The sequence below is a fragment of the Psychrobacter fozii genome (assembly GCF_003217155.1).
Taxonomy (GTDB): Bacteria; Pseudomonadota; Gammaproteobacteria; order Pseudomonadales; family Moraxellaceae; genus Psychrobacter; species Psychrobacter fozii.
Genome location: NZ_QJSU01000009.1, coordinates 138905 through 160116, shown reverse-complemented (window position 1 = coordinate 160116; position 21212 = coordinate 138905). Strand labels below are relative to the sequence as shown.

At 43.2% G+C, this 21212-nt stretch carries 20 protein-coding genes; 7 read left to right on the top strand and 13 right to left on the bottom strand.

Going from position 1 to position 21212, the window contains the following annotated elements; all coding sequences use genetic code 11:
* Positions 1 to 6: 6 nt before the first annotated feature.
* Positions 7 to 882 (bottom strand): 23S rRNA (adenine(2030)-N(6))-methyltransferase RlmJ, encoded by an 876-nt coding sequence (locus DFP82_RS12180; protein WP_110923987.1) that lies wholly within the window; start codon positions 880 to 882, stop codon positions 7 to 9.
* A gap of 141 nt (positions 883 to 1023) precedes the next feature.
* Here DFP82_RS12180 and DFP82_RS12175 point away from each other — a divergent pair, with 141 nt between their 5' ends.
* Positions 1024 to 1779, top strand: coding sequence for a 2OG-Fe(II) oxygenase (locus DFP82_RS12175; protein ID WP_110923986.1), 756 nt, complete (start codon positions 1024 to 1026; stop codon positions 1777 to 1779).
* A 126-nt stretch (positions 1780 to 1905) separates the two neighbouring features.
* Positions 1906 to 3138, top strand: a complete 1233-nt coding sequence (gene dapE, locus DFP82_RS12170; RefSeq protein WP_110923985.1) for a succinyl-diaminopimelate desuccinylase — start codon at positions 1906 to 1908, stop codon at positions 3136 to 3138.
* A gap of 86 nt (positions 3139 to 3224) precedes the next feature.
* On the opposite strand, the gene DFP82_RS12165 is transcribed toward dapE, so the two are convergent.
* The 6 genes from DFP82_RS12165 to DFP82_RS12140 all read right to left on the bottom strand — a co-directional run bounded on the left by DFP82_RS12165 (position 3225) and on the right by DFP82_RS12140 (position 7879).
* On the bottom strand, positions 3225 to 3725 hold the full coding sequence (locus DFP82_RS12165) for a GyrI-like domain-containing protein (protein WP_110923984.1): 501 nt from the start codon (positions 3723 to 3725) through the stop codon (positions 3225 to 3227).
* 95 nt (positions 3726 to 3820) lie between these two features.
* Positions 3821 to 4030: a Fe-S cluster assembly protein IscX gene (iscX, locus tag DFP82_RS12160; protein WP_010196865.1), complete on the bottom strand. Its 210-nt coding sequence runs from the start codon at positions 4028 to 4030 to the stop codon at positions 3821 to 3823.
* A gap of 122 nt (positions 4031 to 4152) precedes the next feature.
* Positions 4153 to 4689, bottom strand: a complete 537-nt coding sequence (locus DFP82_RS12155) for an acyl-CoA thioesterase (RefSeq protein ID WP_110923983.1) — start codon at positions 4687 to 4689, stop codon at positions 4153 to 4155.
* 145 nt (positions 4690 to 4834) lie between these two features.
* Positions 4835 to 6235, bottom strand: coding sequence for an NAD(P)(+) transhydrogenase (Re/Si-specific) subunit beta (locus DFP82_RS12150; protein WP_110923982.1), 1401 nt, complete (start codon positions 6233 to 6235; stop codon positions 4835 to 4837).
* Positions 6232 to 6570: a proton-translocating transhydrogenase family protein gene (locus DFP82_RS12145; protein ID WP_197177695.1), complete on the bottom strand. Its 339-nt coding sequence runs from the start codon at positions 6568 to 6570 to the stop codon at positions 6232 to 6234. Before DFP82_RS12145 ends, DFP82_RS12150 begins: the two co-directional genes overlap by 4 nt.
* Positions 6571 to 6712: 142 nt before the next feature.
* The gene (locus DFP82_RS12140) at positions 6713 to 7879 is read right to left on the bottom strand and encodes an NAD(P) transhydrogenase subunit alpha (RefSeq protein ID WP_110923980.1); all 1167 of its coding nucleotides are present in this window, start codon (positions 7877 to 7879) and stop codon (positions 6713 to 6715) included.
* 620 nt (positions 7880 to 8499) lie between these two features.
* Here DFP82_RS12140 and yaaA point away from each other — a divergent pair.
* Positions 8500 to 9306, top strand: coding sequence for a peroxide stress protein YaaA (yaaA, locus tag DFP82_RS12135; protein WP_110923979.1), 807 nt, complete (start codon positions 8500 to 8502; stop codon positions 9304 to 9306).
* Positions 9307 to 9588: 282 nt separating this feature from the next.
* Here the strand turns inward: yaaA and groL are convergent, their stop codons facing one another.
* Together groL and DFP82_RS12125 are read right to left on the bottom strand one after the other, a co-directional pair.
* On the bottom strand, positions 9589 to 11238 hold the full coding sequence (gene groL / locus DFP82_RS12130) for a chaperonin GroEL (RefSeq protein WP_110923978.1): 1650 nt from the start codon (positions 11236 to 11238) through the stop codon (positions 9589 to 9591).
* A 123-nt stretch (positions 11239 to 11361) separates the two neighbouring features.
* Positions 11362 to 11652, bottom strand: a complete 291-nt coding sequence (locus DFP82_RS12125; RefSeq protein WP_010196840.1) for a co-chaperone GroES — start codon at positions 11650 to 11652, stop codon at positions 11362 to 11364.
* A gap of 493 nt (positions 11653 to 12145) precedes the next feature.
* Between DFP82_RS12125 and DFP82_RS12120 the strand changes: the two genes are divergently transcribed.
* Entirely contained in the window at positions 12146 to 12901 is a 756-nt protein-coding gene (locus tag DFP82_RS12120; protein ID WP_425450611.1) for a DUF3108 domain-containing protein, read from the top strand.
* Between the two features lie 152 nt (positions 12902 to 13053).
* On the opposite strand, the gene DFP82_RS12115 is transcribed toward DFP82_RS12120, so the two are convergent.
* Together DFP82_RS12115 and wrbA are read right to left on the bottom strand one after the other, a co-directional pair.
* Positions 13054 to 13539: a hypothetical protein gene (locus DFP82_RS12115; RefSeq protein WP_110923976.1), complete on the bottom strand. Its 486-nt coding sequence runs from the start codon at positions 13537 to 13539 to the stop codon at positions 13054 to 13056.
* 73 nt (positions 13540 to 13612) lie between these two features.
* Positions 13613 to 14230 carry an NAD(P)H:quinone oxidoreductase gene (gene wrbA / locus DFP82_RS12110; protein ID WP_110923975.1) on the bottom strand — a complete coding sequence of 206 codons (618 nt, stop codon included), beginning with the start codon at positions 14228 to 14230 and terminating at the stop codon, positions 13613 to 13615.
* Between the two features lie 246 nt (positions 14231 to 14476).
* On the opposite strand from wrbA, the gene DFP82_RS12105 reads away from it, so the two are divergent.
* The 3 genes from DFP82_RS12105 to DFP82_RS12095 all read left to right on the top strand — a co-directional run bounded on the left by DFP82_RS12105 (position 14477) and on the right by DFP82_RS12095 (position 19314).
* Complete coding sequence (locus tag DFP82_RS12105; RefSeq protein WP_110923974.1) at positions 14477 to 16018, top strand: YihY/virulence factor BrkB family protein; 1542 nt, start codon at positions 14477 to 14479, stop codon at positions 16016 to 16018.
* A 259-nt stretch (positions 16019 to 16277) separates the two neighbouring features.
* On the top strand, positions 16278 to 17915 hold the full coding sequence (locus DFP82_RS12100) for a DUF2254 domain-containing protein (protein WP_245905715.1): 1638 nt from the start codon (positions 16278 to 16280) through the stop codon (positions 17913 to 17915).
* A gap of 130 nt (positions 17916 to 18045) precedes the next feature.
* The gene (locus DFP82_RS12095; RefSeq protein WP_110923973.1) at positions 18046 to 19314 is read left to right on the top strand and encodes a cation:proton antiporter; all 1269 of its coding nucleotides are present in this window, start codon (positions 18046 to 18048) and stop codon (positions 19312 to 19314) included.
* Between the two features lie 89 nt (positions 19315 to 19403).
* Here DFP82_RS12095 and DFP82_RS12090 read toward each other — a convergent pair whose 3' ends face one another.
* Both DFP82_RS12090 and DFP82_RS12085 read right to left on the bottom strand, forming a co-directional pair.
* Positions 19404 to 19952 (bottom strand): DUF2127 domain-containing protein, encoded by a 549-nt coding sequence (locus tag DFP82_RS12090; RefSeq protein WP_110923972.1) that lies wholly within the window; start codon positions 19950 to 19952, stop codon positions 19404 to 19406.
* Entirely contained in the window at positions 19945 to 21102 is a 1158-nt protein-coding gene (locus DFP82_RS12085) for a dihydroorotase (protein ID WP_181416318.1), read from the bottom strand. Before DFP82_RS12085 ends, DFP82_RS12090 begins: the two co-directional genes overlap by 8 nt.
* Between the last annotated feature and the right edge of the window lie 110 nt (positions 21103 to 21212).

The following is a 21212-nucleotide window of genomic DNA, read 5'->3' as shown; positions in this document are numbered from 1 at the left end:
AACCAGTTATTCACCGACTAACCAGCGCACATTGGTCGCGCTATCAGGTGTTAAGTCTGGCGCATCAGCTACTTTTAAAGCAGGCTGCAAGAAACGCACAATCTCACGCGCATGATTGTCAAACTGCCAAGGTGGATTGATAACCAGCAGACCTGTACCGTTAAGGCCAACCGCAACATCATTTGGATAAATATTCAACTCACACACCAATTGACGGCGCATTTCAGTACGCTTAAGCTTTTTATAGAACAGTTCTACAGCTTCAACGTTCTTAATAGGGAACCAAAGCGCATAAGTGCCTTGTGGCCACTTATTATAAGAATTAACCAACAAATTGATAAGGCGTGTAAAGTCTTTATGCTCTTGCTCATAAGGAGGATCAAGAAAAATTAGACCACGCTTCTCTTTTGGCGGAATAACCGCAGTGATACCTTCAAAGGCATCACGGTGATGGATACCGATTGGCAATTTATGTAGCTGATAGTTCAACGCATCATATTCGCTGGCTTTAGCTTCAAAAGCCTCGCCACGTACGCCCGCTTCTGGGTTTTTTTCGACATGGTGAGCAATCCACCAAGGAGAACCAGGATAGACTTTACTGTCATAAGTAAATCTGGCTTGCTTGATGCCTTCCATATAGTCTTTGACAGCAGCAGGTGCCTTTTCAGTATCGGCATTCAATAAGGCTTGGATACCACCTTTGGCCTCTCCAGTCTTGCGCGCTTCTTCACTGCTAAGTGAATAAAGTCCGCGACCGCCATAAGCGTCAAGCACATAAAAAGGTTTGTTTTTTTGCCCTAGTTGATTGAGCAGTTGTACCAATAAAATGTGTTTGACCACATCAGCAAAGTTACCAGCGTGGTAGGCGTGTTTATAGTTCATAATCTCAAAAGTTTAAATAAGAAAAATTGCATCTATGGTAGCATAGGCAGAGTAAAAGATAATGTGGTTTTGGTAAGTGCTTTCAATAAAAATGCATTGAATGGCGGTATATCGACAGCTGATTGACAATAATGAGATGAAATGACGCAGATTATTAGCAACCTGAACGTAACAGAGTTGATAGCCGATCAGCCAATAGGTCCGGATAATCCACCATTACTGTTTCCAGAGGGTCATAGTGACGTCCCAGAAATCCCAACCCAACATGTATTGCAAGCCTCTGATTTTGCTGTGAGCTGGGAAGACAATCTGACTGAAGTACAGCTTGATAAGTTCGTCAACGATGGTTGGATTATTATCGATGATGTCTTTAATAGTACCGCTTTGTTAGCCCTACAAGCAGAGAGCGGTTTTATTGAATATCGTGATGCACAGCTCACTGCTGGCATTCGGGTAAGCGATATTCGCGGTGATAAAATACGCTGGATCACCGAAAATTTCTTTGCAGGCTTTTTTTACTTAGAAAGTATCAACACTCTTGCTGCCTTATTCAATCGTAGCTTGTTCGCGGGTATTCGCCATAGTGAAGCGCATTATGCCTGCTATCCGGTAGGTTTTGGCTATCAGTGGCACAGTGACAACCCTGCTGGGCGTGACGAACGTGTTATTTCAGCCGTGTTTTATCTAAATGATGAGTGGGCCGCCAACGATGGTGGCGCATTAGAAGTTGTCGATAAACAAGGCGTTCATCATAATGTGATGCCTGTTGCCAATAGACTGGTGATATTTGACAGCGACTTACGACATCAGGTACAGATCGCTCATCGTCAGCGTTATTCTATCGCTACTTGGATGCGCCGAGATGGCTTGGTACCGTTCGTTGAAGAAAACAATTAAATCGTCACTTATTCATAAACAATATAATGTGATTTGAGTCGTAAGCCACTATAAAAACAAACAAGTGGTCCACTACTTTCGCAATATCAAATTTAAAAGTTAACTTTACATATAAAAGGTTTATCCATGTCTGACAACAATCACCAAACTACCAATAATCAATCAGCAAGCCATCAACAAGAAACGTTAGATTTAAGCATCGAACTGCTAGAACGCCCTTCAGTGACGCCCGATGATGATGGCTGCCAAGACATACTATCGGAGCGATTGGAACAAGCGGGCTTTGACTGTGAGTTTATGTATTATGGTGATAGACAGGCAAAGGGCGAACACGCTGAAGTCAAAAACTTGTGGGCCCGCCGCGGCACTACTGATCCAGTCATTTGCTTTGCAGGCCATACCGATGTCGTACCAACCGGTGATGCGAAGAACTGGACTTATCCTCCATTTACCCCGACCATTGCTGATGGGTATCTATGGGCGCGCGGTGCGGCTGATATGAAAACAGGCATTGCGGCTTTTACTGTCGCAGCCGAACGTTTTGTCGCCAATCACCCTGAGCACAATGGTTCGATTGCTTTTTTAATCACCTCAGATGAAGAAGGCCCATCAATCAACGGCACAGTAAAAGTCATCGAGACCTTAGAAGCGCGTCAAGAAAAAATCACCTATTGCTTGGTTGGTGAACCATCAAGTACCGATACGCTAGGTGATATCATTAAAAATGGTCGTCGTGGCTCATTAGGTGCAGTGCTTACAGTGACTGGTAAGCAAGGTCATGTCGCCTATCCGCATCTAGCATGCAACCCTATTCATGCTGCGATGTCAGCATTGACTGAATTGACCTCGACTGCATGGGACAATGGCAATGACTATTTCCCAGCGACATCACTGCAAATATCTAATATCAATGGTGGCACGGGCGCAACCAATGTCATTCCTGAAACGTTAGAAGTTGTGTTTAACTTCCGCTTTTCAACAGAAACCACTGAAGATCAGCTGAAGGCAAAAACGCATGCTATCTTCGATAAATACTTTGCCAATAACCAGATTTTAGAAAATAAGGCGAGCTACGATATCCATTGGAAGTTATCTGGTCAGCCGTTTTTGACCCCTGAAGGTAAACTGGTTTCTGCCTGTCAAAAAGCAATCAAAAAGGTGACTGACACTGATACCACACTATCTACTTCAGGCGGTACTTCTGATGGACGCTTTATCGCACCAACAGGCGCGCAAGTAGTCGAGCTAGGTGTACGTAATGCCACAATTCATCAGGTTGATGAAAAGGTAGAAGTCGATGATTTGGGTAGATTGGCACAGATTTATGAAGGGATTTTAGAGAACTTGCTGCTAGATTAATGTCTTATTATCATTAAAAAAAGCGCCAAATCTTAATTAGATTTGGCGCTTTTTTATTATTTTTACTGATTTATTCAATACTAATTTTACTCGATACCGATATAGACATCAACTTGACCATACTCTAGATTGCCATCGATATAATGCTCAAAATCGACATCAAAAGTTCGGGTATGCTCACAGTTGCGATCATTAAAATAAGTCCAAGCTTTTTCCCAAGCGTTCATCACAGTGTAAGGCATTCTACCCTCTTCAGAGAATACCATGTACTTCCCTGCAGGAATATCTACTGTTACTAGGTTTGTAGATTTAGCAGTCTTTTCATTGTCTGATGGCTCTTGCTCACTGACTACTTTCCAACTGGCAACCACATCAAAAGCGCCGACCAAATCATCGCTCTCATAGTTATGATAGACACCATAAATATCTTCACCTTTAGGCAGATCACTGGCATGGTTTTGGTAAAACTTCTGCCATAAACGACCCAGTTTGGCAGTTTCTTCGCTAATCTCAGCGTTGTTGGTAGTACGAACGCTAATGCCACTGCAAGCTATCGCTTCTGGTAGCTCTTTAATTTGTGAAGTCATGATGCGGTATATCCTGTATATTTGTACGGTTTTTTATGTGAGATAGTATTGAAATGAGCGCGTACTAAAAAAGCCATTAGTGTTGCAAAGTTACTCTAATCTGCTTCATCGATCCAATTCATCTGAATGGCTTCTAAAATGCCCTCATTTGATTTTTGTGGATCATCATCAAAGCCTTCAAGTTCAGTCACCCAACGATGCAAATCGGTAAAGCGTATATATTGTGGATCGGTCTCTGGGAACTTTTCATACAACTCAATAGCGATATCTAAGCTGTCCGTCCATTTTAATTTTTGCGGGATCATAGCGGCTCCTTATATTTTAAACGATTTTGATAAAATGGTTTTGACGATTTGATAGGCGCTATTTTACCAAAATTCATCAGATGATTATAGACAAGTTAATTTTATATGGCAGCTTATACTATCTACCCCGACTTGGCAGACTTCAAAGCAGCTTGGTTACTGTTCCATGTGGTAATAGTATCGGTCAAATGCTCCCCTACCATATCCAATACTTCTGGCGTACACTTGCCTTTTTTATCTGTAAAGATAAATTTGGTCATACCCATACTCATCAGCTGATTTTTTACAAAAAAGCGATGCTCAAAATACACATATTTCTGATCCCATCCTGCAACCTTACTACTGAGTGTCACTTTATCCAAAAACTTGATTGGTTTCAGGTAAACCATCTCTTGCATGGACATCACCCAATTCAATTTCTTAATGCCTTTTTGATGACAGCACGCCATTACCCAGCGAGTGACATTTAATTCAATAAAAGACAGATAGCGGTAGTTAGGCAAGTGGTCACGAAACCCCATGTCATGCGGCAATACTCGATAATTACGGACAGTCGGTTCGGTCAACGTCTCTATACTAATGCGCTCGCTCATTGATTGCTGTTTTAGTTGTTGTTTTAGCAAGCTAACCATAATAAAAAAACGTATCAACATGTTCATAAGTAACTCCCTTAACTCTTATTTTGTATAGATATCGATGTCATATAAATGCTGCCTACTTTAACGCAAAAAAAGCCACCTCAGTGACTTTCTTTACTTAAAAATTTATAGGCAAAAGCTAATAGTTAAACATATATTTTAATGATTAATGACCTGCGCCATTAATACTGCGAACCATCTCTTCGACCATTTTCTTGGCATCACCAAAGATCATCATGGTTTTGTCCATATAGAACAAGCTGTTATCAAGCCCTGCATAACCCGTGTTCATTGAACGCTTGATGACCATGACCGTTTGCGCTTTGGTGACTTCTAGAATCGGCATACCAAAGATTGGTGAGGTTGGATCGTCTTTCGCAGATGGGTTTACCACGTCGTTCGCACCGATGACCAACACCACATCTGTACTCGCGAAGTCTGAGTTAATCTCATCCATCTCTAAAATATCATCATAAGGGACGTCAGCTTCAGCCAATAGGACGTTCATGTGACCTGGCATACGACCCGCGACCGGATGGATGGCAAAACGCACATTCACACCTTCTTCTTTTAGCAGCTCATACAACTCTTTTACTGCATTCTGTGCACGGCCCTGTGCCATACCATAACCCGGTACGATGACCACACTACTGGCGTTGGCCATTAAGAAACCTGCATCTTCTGCCGAACCAGCTTTGTAGTTCTTCGGTGCGCCATCATCAGCGCCCGCTGCTACAGCTCCTGTACCCATACCGCCAAATAAGACGTTGAGTAATGAGCGGTTCATGGCCTTACACATGATGTAAGACAAGATCGCACCTGATGAACCAACGAGCGAACCTGCAATAATCAGCATTGAGTTGCCAAGGGTGAAACCAATGCCTGCTGCTGCCCAACCAGAGAACGAGTTCAATAGTGATACAACTACTGGCATGTCACCACCACCGATTGGCGCAATCCACATCCAACCAAAGATAACGGCAATCACTGCCATCGCATAAAATGCGGGTAATGAGTCAGTAACGAAATACACGCCACCAAAACCAATCATCGCAATGAATAATAGCGCTTGGACAGGTTTTACCCAGCCGCCGACCAGTGTTTTCGCCCAGCTTTTAGCTGCTAATTTACCAAAGGCAAAGACGGATGCTGAGAACGTAATCGCACCGATGAAACAACCGATAAACAGCTCAACCCGGGCAACGGCGCCATGCTGCTGCTCAGTGTGCAATACCGTCGCCAGTGCAATGGCAACTGCTGCCAAACCGACAAATGAATGCATCAAGGCAACGGTTTCTGGCATTTGGGTCATCGCGACTGTTTTTGCCTTCCACATACCAACGAGGGCACCTAAAATCATCGCGCCAATAATTAACCAAAGGACAGGGCCTTCTGCTAAGAAGAACGTCGTGACGACAGCAATTGCCATCGCTACCATGCCAAAGCGGTTACCACGAATAGCCGTCTTTGGGCTGGATAAACCACGTAAGGTTAAAACGAAAAGAATCGCGCCGACTAGGTAGAACCAATCTGCATTTGCCGCAATCATTGCTGAGAAATCGTTCATGCGTCACCTCCGACATCTGTGGTTGCTACTGGTGCTTTTTTTACTTTTGGTTTAAACATCGCAAGCATACGCTCGGTCACGGCAAAGCCACCGAAGATATTAATACTGGCTAAAAATACGGCGAAAGCGCCAAGTATACTGGTTGGTGTAAAGATAGAACCATCAATGGTAACGGTCTGTAGCATGGCACCAACGATGACGATACTTGATAGTGCGTTGGTGACGGCCATCAACGGCGTGTGCAATGCAGGCGTTACGCCCCAAACCACGTAGTATCCGACAAAAATAGCGAGTACAAATACGGTAAAAATCGCGACAAATGGTGTACTAGCCATTGCGGCACCAGCTGGTGCTGACGCTAAAATAGTGGCAATCATCTAATCCTCCTAAAATTTATTCATGTCTGGCAAATGTATGGTGACAACGTTAATGGTGACAATGTTGTGGTGACAGGCTGTAAAAACTTAGCCAGTCAAACTAGCGTTTGGCCAGTCGTACCTGATTGTCATGTGTCACTGCCAGTGCGCCCTGAATCTCGTCTTCCATGTCTACGTTAAGTGCCAATTTAGCTGAGGCGTCACTTACTGAAGTGTCATCGCCAGCAGGCGCAATTAAGGTCGTGATAAAGTTAACCAAGTTGTTGGCATACAAATCTGAAGACTGTGCTGCAAGCATCGATGGGATATTGGCAGCACCAACGATACGTACGCCGTTGTCTGTCGTGATGGTTTCGTTCGGCACACTGCCTTCGACGTTACCGCCGGTACCGGCAGCCATATCGATCAATACGGAACCTGCCTTCATTCTAGCAAGGGTTGCACCATGCACCAGACGCGGGGCATTACGACCAGGAATCTGCGCTGTGGTAATAACGATATCCGCGTTGCTGAGCGCTTTATCCACGACAGCCGCTTGATCTTTGACATACTGCTCTGATGGCGTCCACGCATAGCCACCGGTAGACTTGGCGGTCTCAGCTTCCTCTGCACTCATCGGCACATCAAGCCATTTACCACCGAGTGACTCCACTTGCTCGCGAGCCGTCGGACGTAAATCACTGGCTTCAACGACGGCACCCAAGCGCTTGGCGGTTGCAATGGCTTGCAGACCTGCAACGCCAACTCCCAAGATAACAACCTTGGCGGGCTTAACCGTACCGGCTGACGTCATAAACATTGGGAATGGACGTGAATACTCATTCGCCGCTAGCAATACTGCTTTATAACCCGCAAGGTTGGCCTGTGATGACAAGACATCCATATTCTGTGCGCGTGACAATGTGCGGGGTAATAGCTCCATGGCAAAGGCGGTTGCACCTTTAGCCGCATAACTATCAAGCTGAGTATTACGATAAGGGTCGAGCATGCCAATGACGATCTGACCAGATGACAAGCCATCGATGGCTTCAGCTGATAGGTCATTGACGGTGGTAATAATCTGAGACTGGGTAATGACCTCGGCACTGCTGCTGGCAATGTCGGCACCAGCAGCTTGATACAGCTCATCAGCGTAGTACGCTGCTTGACCTGCATTTGACTGAATGACAACTTCAAACCCAAGTTTACGCAACTTTTTGACTGCGTCTGGGGTTATGGCTACACGGCTCTCGCTCGCGCTATCTGCACTGATTACACCGATTTTCATACCGTCTCCTTACTTACGTCCAATGACTGTACTTATAATGACTATAATTACGTCTCACGACTACCTTTAATACCCTCAACGCACATCTAAAAAGCACAGGGGACAAAAAAACCTTTGGTTTTGATTGGATCAGTATTGCGACCAAAGGTTCATCAATTTAATAAATGATAGCGACTTTGCCATCATGCCTTTTTATTATAGGTATATCGTCCACCAACTTTCATTGTTTAATGATGACCCATAAGTAAATAAAAAGTTAATTATTTGTACCATCTATATAACTTTTATTGTTATATTAAAAAAATTTATTTTTTTAACACCCTTAATGCTTTGCAAAATATAACCTTGTATCACTAGGCCACCCCCACATCACAGACCATTGCCTCAATAGACAAACAGCGTCAAACAGCTGATAGGTCCCTCGATATTACCTGTGCTGTTTCTCTTGTTTTGATGGTTATACTTGAGATGAAGGTAAGCTCTAACAGTCACAATTGATATATTTTAGAATTGTGTGAAAAAGCAACGAGCCGGTTAAGTTCAAACGATAGGTGTCGTATAATAGGTAAGCTTGACGTGGTAATTGGATCGTCAATGACTCACTATAATAAGGAATAACGATGTATTTTTTACTCTCCCCTGCTAAATCTTTGAACGAAGCAGACGCTATACCGTTAAATCTAGGCAACTACTATAGTCAGCCTGAGCTGATTGAACACTCACAAGTATTGATGCAAGTACTGAAGTCTAAAGAACCGATTGATTTACAAGAGCTGATGGGCATTTCTAATGATTTGGCACAGCTCAATGCGACGCGTAATCAACAGTGGCACTGGAGTAAAGAACAGCCATTCACTGATAATACTAATGCGGCAAAACCTGCTGGGTATTTGTTCGATGGTGACGTTTATACTGGTCTTGATATGTATCACATGGATAAAGACACGACTATCTACGTCAATGAGCACTTAGGTATTTTGTCAGGACTCTATGGTGTGTTAAAACCTTTAGATTTAATCCAACCATATCGCTTAGAGATGGGTACCAAGCTGAAAAATGAGCGCGGTAATAACTTATATGAGTTTTGGGGCGAGGAAGTGACTGAGATTATCAATGCGCGGATGGCTGATAGCGACGATAAAACATTAGTCAATCTCGCTTCTAATGAATATTTTAAGTCTGTAAAGAAAAAAGCACTGAATGCTGACATCATCACACCACGATTTGAAGATGAGAAAAATGGTCAATATAAAGTGATTAGCTTTTATGCCAAAAAAGCACGTGGATTAATGGTCAAGTATGCGGCAGACAATAAGCTGACCAATGCTGAGCAGCTAAAGCCGTTTGATTTGGCAGGATATTATTATTGTGAAGCCGCTTCTGATGATAAGACGTGGACGTTTAGACGGGATAATGTGAATCAGTAAATTTGATTTTATTCTTAGTTGAAAGATACCAAACGATTATAAGAAAACCCCGATAAGCTCAGCCTATCGGGGCTTTTCTATGTGACGCCCACTATCATATTGGACTAGATAAAAAAAGCCCTGCTATCTTTAGATAACAGGACTTCAATGATTAAACAGACTTTATGACGTTGGTAATACTTCTAGCGAAAAGCGATTTGTCGAGGAAGACCAGCGAAAATAGTACCTATTGTACATTGAGCGCGTCTGACAAAGAAAAATCGCTTTGTAGCAGAAGTAAAATTACATCATGCCGCCCATTCCACCCATACCGCCCATTCCACCGCCAGCACCCATGCCAGCCATACCGTCATCACCTTGCGGTAAGTCAGTAATCATAACTTCAGTGGTAAGCATTAGGCCTGCAACAGAAGCAGCGTTTTCTAGTGCTGAACGTGCTACTTTAGCTGGGTCAAGAATACCCATCTCGATCATATCGCCGTATTCACCAGAAGCAGCATTGTAACCATAGTTACCGCTACCGCTTTTCACTTCGTTTACCACAACTGACGCTTCTTCACCTGCGTTAGTTACGATTTGACGTAGTGGCGCTTCCATCGCACGACGTAAGATGTTGATACCTGCGTTTTGATCGTCGTTATCGCCTGTTAGTTCAGACAATGCGTTCATTGCACGTACTAGCGCAACACCACCACCAGGTACAACACCTTCTTCAACCGCTGCACGAGTAGCATGTAGCGCATCGTCAACACGGTCTTTCTTCTCTTTCATTTCAGTTTCGGTCGCTGCGCCGACTTTGATTACTGCTACGCCGCCTGCTAGTTTAGCAACACGCTCTTGTAGCTTTTCTTTGTCATAGTCAGAAGTAGACTCTTCGATTTGACGGTTGATAGACTCAACACGGTTTTCGATATCAGCTTTGTTACCAGCGCCATCGACGATTACCGTGTTTTCTTTACCAACAGTCACTTTCTTAGCAGTACCAAGTTGCTCAAGAGTAGCAGTCTCAAGGCTCAGACCAATCTCTTCAGAGATAACCGTACCGCCAGTTAGCGTCGCGATGTCTTCTAACATTGCTTTACGACGATCACCGAAACCAGGTGCTTTAACCGCACAAGTTTTTAAGCCGCCACGCATGTTGTTCACAACCAATGTTGCTAGCGCTTCGTTTTCTACATCTTCAGCGATGATAAGCAATGGTTTGCTTTGCTGCATGACTTGCTCAAGTAATGGCACGATTTCACGGATGTTACTGATTTTTTTATCAACTAGCAAGATATATGGGTTTTCAAACTCAGCCGTTAAGCTGTCTTGCTTGTTAGCAAAGTACGGGCTGATATAACCACGGTCAAACTGCATACCTTCTACAACTTCTAGAGTATCTTCGAAGCTTGAACCTTCTTCAACCGTAATAACACCTTGCTTACCGACTTTTTGCATCGCTTGCGAAATCAACTCACCGATTTTGGTGTCTGAGTTAGCAGAGATAGAGCCTACTTGTGCAATGGCTTTTTCATCATCAGCTGGTGTAGACAACAAATGGATTTGCTCAACAGCAGCACGTACCGCTTTATCGATACCGCGTTTAAGATCCATTGGGTTCATGCCAGCAGCCACTGATTTCATGCCTTCTTGCAAGATTGACTGAGCCAATACTGTTGCAGTGGTTGTACCATCACCAGCAACATCGTTGGTACGGCTAGCAACTTCGCGAACCAACTGTGCACCCATGTTTTCAAACTTGTTTTCTAGCTCGATTTCTTTAGCAACTGAAACACCATCTTTAGTGATGGTAGGTGCGCCAAATGATTTATCGATAACAACGTTGCGACCTTTAGGGCCTAACGTCACTTTTACTGCGTTTGCTAGAACGTTTACGCCGTCCATCATTTGTTTACGGGCATCAATGCCGAATTTTACGTCTTTTGCCATGTTAAATTACTCCACTATTATAAGTATGAGAATACGGTTGAATGATTCGATAGTTGCTTATCAAAAGCGATTATTAGAAACTGCTATCAAAATGTGCTGAGTATAAAATAATACTCAAAAGGATTAACCTTCTAGCACACCCAATACATCAGACTCTTTCATAATCAATAGTTCTTCACCGTCAACCTTTACGGTTTGACCAGCATATTGACCGAACAAAACTTTGTCGCCAGCTTTTACATCTAACGCACGAGTTTCGCCGTTGTCACGAATCTGACCGTTACCAGTAGCTAATACTTCACCTTGTGAAGGTTTTTCTTGAGCTGAACCAGGAAGCAAGATGCCACCAGCCGTTTTTGTTTCTTCTTCTATGCGGCGGACGACAATACGGTCATGTAAAGGACGAATGTTCATCGATATGACTCCAAAAGTTGGTTAATAAAATTAAGGGTTTATTTGAATTAATGGTCTCAATACCAGTATCTATAGGGAACGCTGCCAAAAACAACGCTTTGTAGATAAGCCTTGAGCTTGTAACAAAAAGTGGGGGCAAGGTGAGTTCGGTTCAAGTGTAAAGCCCAAAAATTTACAAGATTATTTTGCAGAAATTGATCAATCAACATCTCATACCGATGCTTTACGTTTAGTAAAGCCAATATGCTAATCAAATGAAGAACAAAAAGTAGAAATATTTGAAAATATTGATGAGCTGAATTTATATTTTGACCAATGCTAAATTAACTATAGAAACATTTGCTACAAGCACTACACGAAGCGGTATGACACCACGCTTGAAAATGTAACAGCGTATGACCATTATAGATCTTGTGAACATAATAAGAACGATCGATAAAATTTGCTATATCGGCAATAAATCAATGAAGGGGTCTCCATGAGTTTTTTATCAATGCACAGAAAGTCACTGAGCGACAATGTTAATAATGCAAAACGCAGTAAGTCTAAATTCTTATCTGCCTTAGTGACAGGCATCAGTATCTCTACCGTTGGAGCTTTGAGTATGACCGCACCCACACTTGCCAGCGCAAAGACTGTGCAACCGTCAACCGCCAATTATAGCTTTACCGTTGAAGACAAATATAAAGGCACAGCGACTCGTACACTAAACAAGTCTGGTAATACATGGAAATACAATGTTAGCGCCCGCGTCGCTGGTGTGGCTAGCGCCTCGCAAAATAGTACCTTTACCATTAACGGTAACAATGTCACGCCAACCCAAGCCAGCACGACTTATAAACTCTTAGGTGTAGGCCGTACGCACAAACTGGATTTTAATCCAAGTAGCAAAAAAGTCGTAAGCAACTACCGAGGCAAATCAACGACAATGAACATGTCGCAACAAGCCTTTGATGACTTAAGCCTTGAAGTACAGATTCGTCAGGATTTATTGAACGGTAAATTCTCTGGCAACTACTACATGGCGAAGAAAGACAAAATCGAAAAGACCCCATTTAAGAAATCTGGCAATACCAAAATAACTGTACCAGCAGGTACCTTTGATACAGTACGTGTCGACCGTGTCCATGATGACGATAGTCGCTCTACTAGCTTCTGGTTAGCACCAAGCTTAGACTACTTACCAGTTAAAGTGAGTCAAATTAATGATGGTAAAAAAATGGATTTAGAACTGACCAAGGTTAATTAAACCGTTTGTTAAACTGCTGAAAAAATATTAAAAAAAGCGGCGCTCTACATTAGAGCGCCGCTTTTTTTGGTTTTATACTGATAGCTGACAAACATTACTTGTTCAGCGTTACTTATTAAGCATTTGGCAAGTTAAGCATTAAGCAAGCTGGATTACTGACGAGGTTTTTTAACGACATTATTCATCGAAGGCAGACGTTTAAGCAAAATAAACAACCATACATTGATAAGCAGCAATAGTAAAAAATCCAGTAGATAGACAACTATCTCCGCCCAACTACTGCCATAAACCCGTGTAAACAACACTACGCCACTCGCACCTAAGTACACGAGTATAAACATACTGCTGATTAATAATGCATAAGGCGAGCGTCCACGTAGTATCGATGGTGTCAGAATAAATGCTGGCACTAACCATAGCATTTGCCATGCGACACCGCCGACGATATCAGGACTACTTGGATTGAATACATTAATGAAAACAGGCAGTCCAAGCAATCTATAGACGAGCCAAATTAACCACGTAACCATCAAACGCTGACGGATAGGCGCAATAGGTTTATTCACTTTGGCAGGCTTACCAGTTTTCTGTACTGGTGGTGTAGCATTCATCTCACTATCGGAGCGGTTTGTAGCCATTAGATATATTTACTTCCTCATTAATAGCGTGAATAACGCTGTCGCATTTTAGGCTCAACGATACAAAGGCCACTTAGCGACTCCAGTTAGCTTGAGCCAAAGCTGTCGCACTGATAGCCAAACGGCGACCTTGGGCGATGCCTAGCTCACGCTCATCAGGTGAGATAGGCTGATCATGTGATGCCCCACTGACATGGCTAGCACCATAAGGTGAGCCACCGCGTTGGGTACGATTTAACGCAGGTTCGGCATAAGGCACGCCAACGATAATCATACCGTGATGCATCAATGGCAACATCATCGTCAGTAACGTTGTCTCTTGACCGCCATGCATTGAACCTGTTGCCGTAAATACGGAGGCAGGTTTGTTTTGCAAATTACCTGCCAGCCATAGTGTCACTGTATTGTCCCAAAAGTATTTCATGGGTGCGGCCATATTACCAAAGTGCGTTGGGCTACCAAGCGCCAGACCGCTGCAGTTTTTGAGATCATCCATGGTGCAATACAGGTCACCCTCATCAGGTATCGCAGGCTTGCTCGATGTCGTCTCAGGAGCAACCGTTGGTACCGTACGAATACGTGCCGTCATGCCAGCGTCTTCGATACCTTGCGCGATAGCGTATGCCAATGTTTTGGTTGTACCATGATTAGAATAATAGAGTACCAATACATAAGGGGCAGTCTGACTCATTAGCAACACTTCCTTAAATCATTCACGTGGTTAATGATAGCAATATGTAGCCAACAGCTGACACTATCAATATATCTGCACATTATGCCCGAGTCATTCACTGACATGCAAACAACCTAGCTGTGCATTATCGTCAGAACACTCTATCGCGTTGACTACTGTGCATTTTGACACAATTAAAGGGCAGATGATAACCGCCTATGTTTGTTACACTATTGTCACTCTAATACCTGCTAGATGATCGATATGGAAAAGTTAGCAAAGAAAATCCCGTTTTTACACCAGCGCTGGTTTCAGTTTTTACGATTTTTGGTTAGGCATTTCTTTGAAGATAACTGCCAGCAAAAATCAGCCTCGCTGACCTATACGACCATGCTATCGATCGTACCGATGCTGACCGTACTCTTGATGATTTTGTCTTCAGTACCAGCACTTTCATCGGTCAGAGCACAAATATATGAAGTCATTTATAACAACTTACTACCACAATCTAGCATGCAGGTTAGTGAGTACATCAACAACTTCGCTGAAAAATCATCCAACCTAACCATCATTGGTGCGATGGTGCTGTTTTTTACAACGATTATGACATTGACGACCATTGAGCGTGCTTTTAACCAAATATGGCGGGTAGAGAACCGGTCTGGTGGCATAAAAAGCATGTTGCGCTATTGGACGATGGTGACCTTAGGGCCATTAGTGTTGGGCACAGCTTTCATCGCCTCAAGTGCGATACAAAGCATTAGTTTTTTAAATCAGCAAGTCGCCGGTTACGGTATTGATTGGTCTATCTGGATACAAGCCGTCACGATTGGCATCACGGTCTCAGGCTTCATCGGTATGTACTGGTTCATTCCAAAAGCACGCGTGCCAGCCAAAAATGCGGCCATCGCTGGCATATTTGTGGCCATCGTCTTTGAGATGATGAAGCATCTGTTTGGTACCGTGATGGCAAACTTTACCAGTTATGAAGCTATTTACGGAGCCTTTGCAGCCTTACCAATATTTTTGCTATGGATTTATTTATCATGGAATTTGATTCTACTGGGCGTTGAAATTAGCTATACCCTGACCATCTTTGGGACAGAAGAGGTGGAGCCACGCCATCCGTTACTGAGCTTGCTAGACATGCTTAACTTAGTATATACGCACCATTTGAAAGGTGAGGCCGTCAGCGAACAAGCGCTTCGCAACATGCTAGGACGCAAAGAGCTGCCGAAATGGTATACCTATATTAACTATTTACAAGACAGCAACCTCATCACCATGACCGAAGATGACGACTATGTACTCAAAAGAGATTTGAGCAAGATGACACTGTGGGATTTTTATCGCACCCTACCTTATCCATTACCCATCAAAGATGAGTTCGATGAGGTAAGAATAGAAGACCAAACACCTTGGGTTAGGCTACTAATAGAGCGTTTTGAACATACTGAAGCTTATGCTAAACAACAACTAAATCTACCGTTGAGCGCTATATTTACCAATACGGAGCCACGTAAAAAGGCCGCTTCTGATAAAAAAGGTAGCCATAAAAATAATGATGCCCATTTATTTAGAAAGACCTCAGCGCCGACGATGGAACCATTGGCAAAGGATGACTCAAATAAACAAAATACACCGCACTTTGAGCCCATGTCGTATGACAAAGACAGTGATATAGAATGGGATGACCGTAATAATGAAATCATCATTCCCCAAGATATAAACGATGATAAGAAACAAATTCAGCCCAATAACAAGGGCGACATTATTACTGAAGCGGATAATCCCAAAGTGAGCTAACCAAAATAAAAAGAACTAGGGCGTGTCCTCATTTTAAAAATGGCGATAAAAATGAGATAAATTGCAGTCAAACAAGGAAAATAGTGCAGATAATATCGAGATATTGACCAACTATTTGACGATGTTTGGCAAAATTTAGCTATTTTTAGCCCATTTAGAGAACACTCGTTTGAATTGAGGACACGCCCTAATATGACAGTCAAGCCCTGTCGTATATTTATGAATAAGCTATGACACTATAAATTTAATATGATGACTTTTGGATACCTTAAAGCTGATGACAGTGAATAAAGATGACAAAAAAAGCTTATGGATACGTACACTTGATATAAGCCAAAACAAGCTGAAACAGTTTGCCCAGTTATGGTCATTGCAAACTCTCACTGACCTGCCCGATCGTCTTCGAAACTTATGGCAACAATTGATTGGCTCTTATTGGTTTATCCCAACGGCTTGCGTCATTATAGGTATATTGCTTGCGCCTTTATTGGTAACCATCGATCAGCACTTTGATCGTGAAACGGTCAGAGATATTACCTTTGCCTTTACGGGTGACGATGATGCGGCGCGCGCTATTATGACTGCGATAGCAGGTGCTGTCTTGGGTGTTGCGGGTACTACATTTTCAATTACGATTGCCGTATTGTCTATGGCCTCCTCACAATTTGGGCCACGCTTGTTACGCAATTTTTTGACAGACACACCCAATCAATTAGTATTAGGTGCATTCATTGGTACCTTTAGTTATAGCTTGTTGGTACTAAAGTCTATCCATAAATACGACGTCGCTTTTGGTGTACCACAACTGGCTGTGACCTTTGCCATTATTATGGCCATTGTCTGCGCGCTATTGCTCGTATACTTCGTACAGCATATGGTACATGCCATCCAAGCATCGCATGTCATTCAGAATGCTAGCAACGATGCCATTCATAATATTCACTATTGGTATGGCAGTCATTGTGACATCCAACATCAACGTGATATCGAGCATCATGATGTCGAACAGTTTCACAACTGGCCATCAATGCCCATCTATCCACCACGCTCAGGTTATATCCAACAGATTTACCTTGAGTCGCTGATTACTCTGACACAAGATTATGGTGGCGTGATACAGATTCATGTCAATCTGGGTGATTATGTGACTGATAAAAACGTCATTGGCTATTTTTTCCAGCGTCCAACAGCACATCCAAATAACCGACAGAAAACATCAACACCGCAGTTGGCCGTTGTACCGCGCGCACCTGATGGTGTTTTTTGGCAACGCTTCGCAAACTGTATCCGTATCGAACAGCGACTGGTACACTCTAATGATATTGCTTATAGCTTAGGACAAATGACTGAAATCGCTGTACGAGCACTGTCTCCTGGCATCAATGACCCAAAGACAGCGGTCAACTGCGTACAATCACTGACGAGCTGTTTGAGTATTATGATGCGCTGTCAACCACCCAGCCCCTATCACTTTTATGTACCGGCACCAAATGATGATGCATCAAATGCCGAAGTTAAGCAGCAACGACTGGCTATATTAGCCGTGGTCACTCATACGCCAAAAATTTCTGACTTTATTAATACATCGCTTGGCGAAATACGTCGTTATGCAGCCGCTGATTTGATGGTTTTAAAAGCACTGTGTCAGGCAATGGTCAATCTTAATTATGCGCGAGTCAATAGCGCACAGCAGCAGACACTATTACATGAACTGACATTAATTGAGCGTGCAGGTGAAGAAAACCTAAACTATCAAGAATTGACCGATGATTTAATCGCCATGTCCAAGCAAGCCAAGCAATTTATTCTTAGTGATGATGCTCAGCATCGATATTTTGACTACGTGAGTGAGTTTGATGCTCATATCCGTAAAGCCCTGCAAACACAATCGAGATAATCATATCAAGACCCATCAATTGATATTCATCACTGGTGCCAAAGCGAGAATATAACTACAATCCAAACCATTTAATTCTTATCAGCACTATGTTTAAGAATACTTTTCATCATTATTTGAGACCTTTTTCATGGCCCCCACAAGCAACCTAACCATACTTGAAATCAGCGCGATATTTTTATCCATCACAGCCTTACTGACCTACGTCAATCATCGCTTTATTGGTCTACCGACCACGATTGGCGTGATGGTTATCTCCATCTTATTGTCTATTGGCGCCATATTTTTAGGATTTTTAGGCTTTGATCAGCTTATTGATTACGAAGTAAGCTTATTAGCACAGCTCGATTTTACCGAAGTCCTATTGGATGGCATGCTTTCTATGCTGTTATTCGCAGGTGCTTTACATGTCAATATTAGCGACTTAAAACGCTACAAACTGCCTATTGGTATCCTTGCCTGCATCGGCACTATTGTATCAGCGATGCTTATTGCCACTGCCCTGTACTTTATGTTGCCGCTGCTCGGTTTTGGCTTGCCATTTCTGTGGTGCTTGTTATTTGGTGCTTTAATATCACCGACCGACCCCATTGCGGTGATGGGTATTCTCTCATCAGCGGGAGCCCCAAAGAGCATCGAAACTGTCATTGCTGGCGAATCATTATTCAATGATGGTATCGGCGTGGTTATCTTTGTGCTGCTACTTGGTATTTTATCGAGCGGCGACATTCCGACAGCCAATTATGTGGCGCATACTTTGGCCGTTGAAGCAGGTGGCGGCATTGTTTTTGGTTTGGTACTTGGGGCGATTTTGTATTACATGCTCAAAAGCATCGACAGCTATCAAGAGGAAGTGTTGTTAACGCTTGCAGGCGTGATAGGTGGTTATGCACTTGCCAGCCATTGGCATTTATCCGGCCCGCTCGCTATGGTAATGATGGGACTAATGGTTGGAAACCGCGGACGAGCATTAGCAATGAGCGATAAGACTCGTCATTACATTGACTTGTTTTGGGAGTTAATCGATGAGATTTTAAACGCTATTTTGTTCGTGCTGATTGGTCTAGAAGTGGTCATGATTGCTTACTCAGGCAACCTGTTTATCGCCGCTGGCTTGACGATTATAATCGCCCTGCTTGCTCGATTTATTGTCGTGGGTATGACCACTAAGACCTTTAGCCGTCAGCTAGATTTACCAACTGGCGCATGGAAGGTGCTGACATGGGGTGGATTGCGTGGTGGTATCTCCGTTGCCCTAGTGTTGCAACTACCTATGGGCACTGAGCGCGATATATTATTGGCACTCACTTATGCTGTCGTCATATTCTCTATACTGGTACAAGGCTTGAGCGTTGGTAAAGTGGCGAAAAGCATTCGTACGGATGCCACAGAGAGATAAACGGTAGATGTATTCAGTGACATAAAGGCCAGCATAAGAAGATGTCTTATGCTGGCCTTTTTTATACCTATATATTTTGTCGTACGCTTTTATATCAGACCTTTTCGTTTCATATTGCGATAAACCACAATGACGATAAAAATATTTAAGATCAATATGCCCAATTTAAACCAGTCAAATGGGCGGGCAATTAAATAGTAAATCTCAATAGGAATAAATATGCCATAGCCAAGCACACCAAACCAATACGCCCATGTTCTGTCTTGCCATAGGCCATATGCTTCAAGAAAGCGCAGACTGGCATAGGCAAAAATCAATAATAAAAACAACGGCCAGTTTTTGCTAGCCTGTTGGGCAATTCGTACCACACTATCAAACTGCGGTGCAAACAAGTGACCAAAGCTATGTTGCCAAGAGGCTGTTGCCGTCGTCAGCCAACGCGCAAGATTGGTATGCCATGACCATAACGCAACAGCACCGAGCAATGCACCCAACCCTTTTACCATCTCATAGATTGCTACCGCTTTGATAGATTCACTAGAAGTGCTTCGTGGCTTTTGTTTCCGGCCAATTAAGTCCATAGCATTATTTTTTGTAGATGGTGGTGGACTGTCATTCTGTCGGGGCAAATTAGCCAAAGAATGTCTCCACAACGCGACCTTGCAACTGCTGATTAAAAAACGGTGTGTTCTTACCGTTTGATAGCATAGATTGCGCTGTCACCTGCCATTCTAGATTAGGATCGACCAATACCGCACCGCCGATCCTTTCATATTGCTCACCAATACCAGCGATTTTTGCAGGATTAAGGCAGATTTTATCGACGAGTTGCTCCAAAGTTAACACCTCATCATGTACTAGCTGACATGCCAGCGCCATAAAGGTATCGAAGTTTGAAATGCCTGGCGTACTCTCAGCAAACGGCGCTTTTTTGGCCGTACTGTTTAGCGGTTCATGATGACTACAGATTGCATCAATCGTGCCGTCTTTCAATCCACGACGAATGGCCTGCTGATCAGTGTTACTACGCAGTGGCGGTAACACATAGGCTTGGGCATTGAAGCCTTCTAAGTTATCATCGGTTAAGTACAGTTGATGCATCGCTACATCACAAGTCACTGGCAGACCTTTGTCTTTTGCCCAGCGCATCAGCTCAACTGATGATTTGCAAGATAACTGGCTAAAGTGAGCCGCGATACCTGTTTCTTCGACCATCAATAGCTGAGTAGATAGAGCTACCGTCTCAGCAATCCATGGTATGCCTTGCAATCCATGATAAGAAGCGATATAGCCTTCATGTGCTACCCCATCTCCGGACAGACTTGGCTCATCAGGATAAAAGAATACTTTCATACCAAAAGTTGCTGCGTACTCTAACGTACGCAGTAGCACTAAATCGTTGCGAAAAGGTCTACGTGCATTCGAAACAGCGATGCAGCCACCTTTTTTCAATCCCGCAATATTAGAAGGACGCTCTCCTTCTAACCCAGCGGTCAACGCGCCCAATACATGTAAATAAATACCACCATCATCAAGCGCGCGCTCACGCAACCCTTTGAGTAGTGAGCCATTTTCTAGAATAGGATTGGTATCAGGTGGAATCACCACATGCAAAAAACCATTGCCACGAGCAGCGAGTCCTTCTGACTCCAAGGTACCATGCTGCTGTTGGCCTGGTTCACGTAGGCGTGCACACAAATCAACCAGTGGTGGTAGCAGCCACATTTCACGACCAGCTTCAAGTGATGCCAGTTTATCTGTTACTGCGGTTGGCAATGTATTTTTAATGGCTTTAGGAAGATGGTCAAATATCGGTGCATCAGTGTTTATCGTATTAGACATGAGCGTTATTACCGTATCAATAAATGAAATAATGGAGAATAAAACAGCGTGGCAAC

Coding starts and splice junctions, on each gene's coding strand:
- DFP82_RS12180 (WP_110923987.1), bottom strand. CDS start 882: ATGAACTATAAACACGCCTACCACGCTGGTAACTTTGCTGATGTGGTC.
- DFP82_RS12175 (WP_110923986.1), top strand. CDS start 1,024: ATGACGCAGATTATTAGCAACCTGAACGTAACAGAGTTGATAGCCGAT.
- dapE (WP_110923985.1), top strand. CDS start 1,906: ATGTCTGACAACAATCACCAAACTACCAATAATCAATCAGCAAGCCAT.
- DFP82_RS12165 (WP_110923984.1), bottom strand. CDS start 3,725: ATGACTTCACAAATTAAAGAGCTACCAGAAGCGATAGCTTGCAGTGGC.
- iscX (WP_010196865.1), bottom strand. CDS start 4,030: ATGATCCCGCAAAAATTAAAATGGACGGACAGCTTAGATATCGCTATT.
- DFP82_RS12155 (WP_110923983.1), bottom strand. CDS start 4,689: ATGAACATGTTGATACGTTTTTTTATTATGGTTAGCTTGCTAAAACAA.
- DFP82_RS12150 (WP_110923982.1), bottom strand. CDS start 6,235: ATGAACGATTTCTCAGCAATGATTGCGGCAAATGCAGATTGGTTCTAC.
- DFP82_RS12145 (WP_197177695.1), bottom strand. CDS start 6,570: ATGGCTAGTACACCATTTGTCGCGATTTTTACCGTATTTGTACTCGCT.
- DFP82_RS12140 (WP_110923980.1), bottom strand. CDS start 7,879: ATGAAAATCGGTGTAATCAGTGCAGATAGCGCGAGCGAGAGCCGTGTA.
- yaaA (WP_110923979.1), top strand. CDS start 8,500: ATGTATTTTTTACTCTCCCCTGCTAAATCTTTGAACGAAGCAGACGCT.
- groL (WP_110923978.1), bottom strand. CDS start 11,238: ATGGCAAAAGACGTAAAATTCGGCATTGATGCCCGTAAACAAATGATG.
- DFP82_RS12125 (WP_010196840.1), bottom strand. CDS start 11,652: ATGAACATTCGTCCTTTACATGACCGTATTGTCGTCCGCCGCATAGAA.
- DFP82_RS12120 (WP_425450611.1), top strand. CDS start 12,146: ATGCACAGAAAGTCACTGAGCGACAATGTTAATAATGCAAAACGCAGT.
- DFP82_RS12115 (WP_110923976.1), bottom strand. CDS start 13,539: ATGGCTACAAACCGCTCCGATAGTGAGATGAATGCTACACCACCAGTA.
- wrbA (WP_110923975.1), bottom strand. CDS start 14,230: ATGAGTCAGACTGCCCCTTATGTATTGGTACTCTATTATTCTAATCAT.
- DFP82_RS12105 (WP_110923974.1), top strand. CDS start 14,477: ATGGAAAAGTTAGCAAAGAAAATCCCGTTTTTACACCAGCGCTGGTTT.
- DFP82_RS12095 (WP_110923973.1), top strand. CDS start 18,046: ATGGCCCCCACAAGCAACCTAACCATACTTGAAATCAGCGCGATATTT.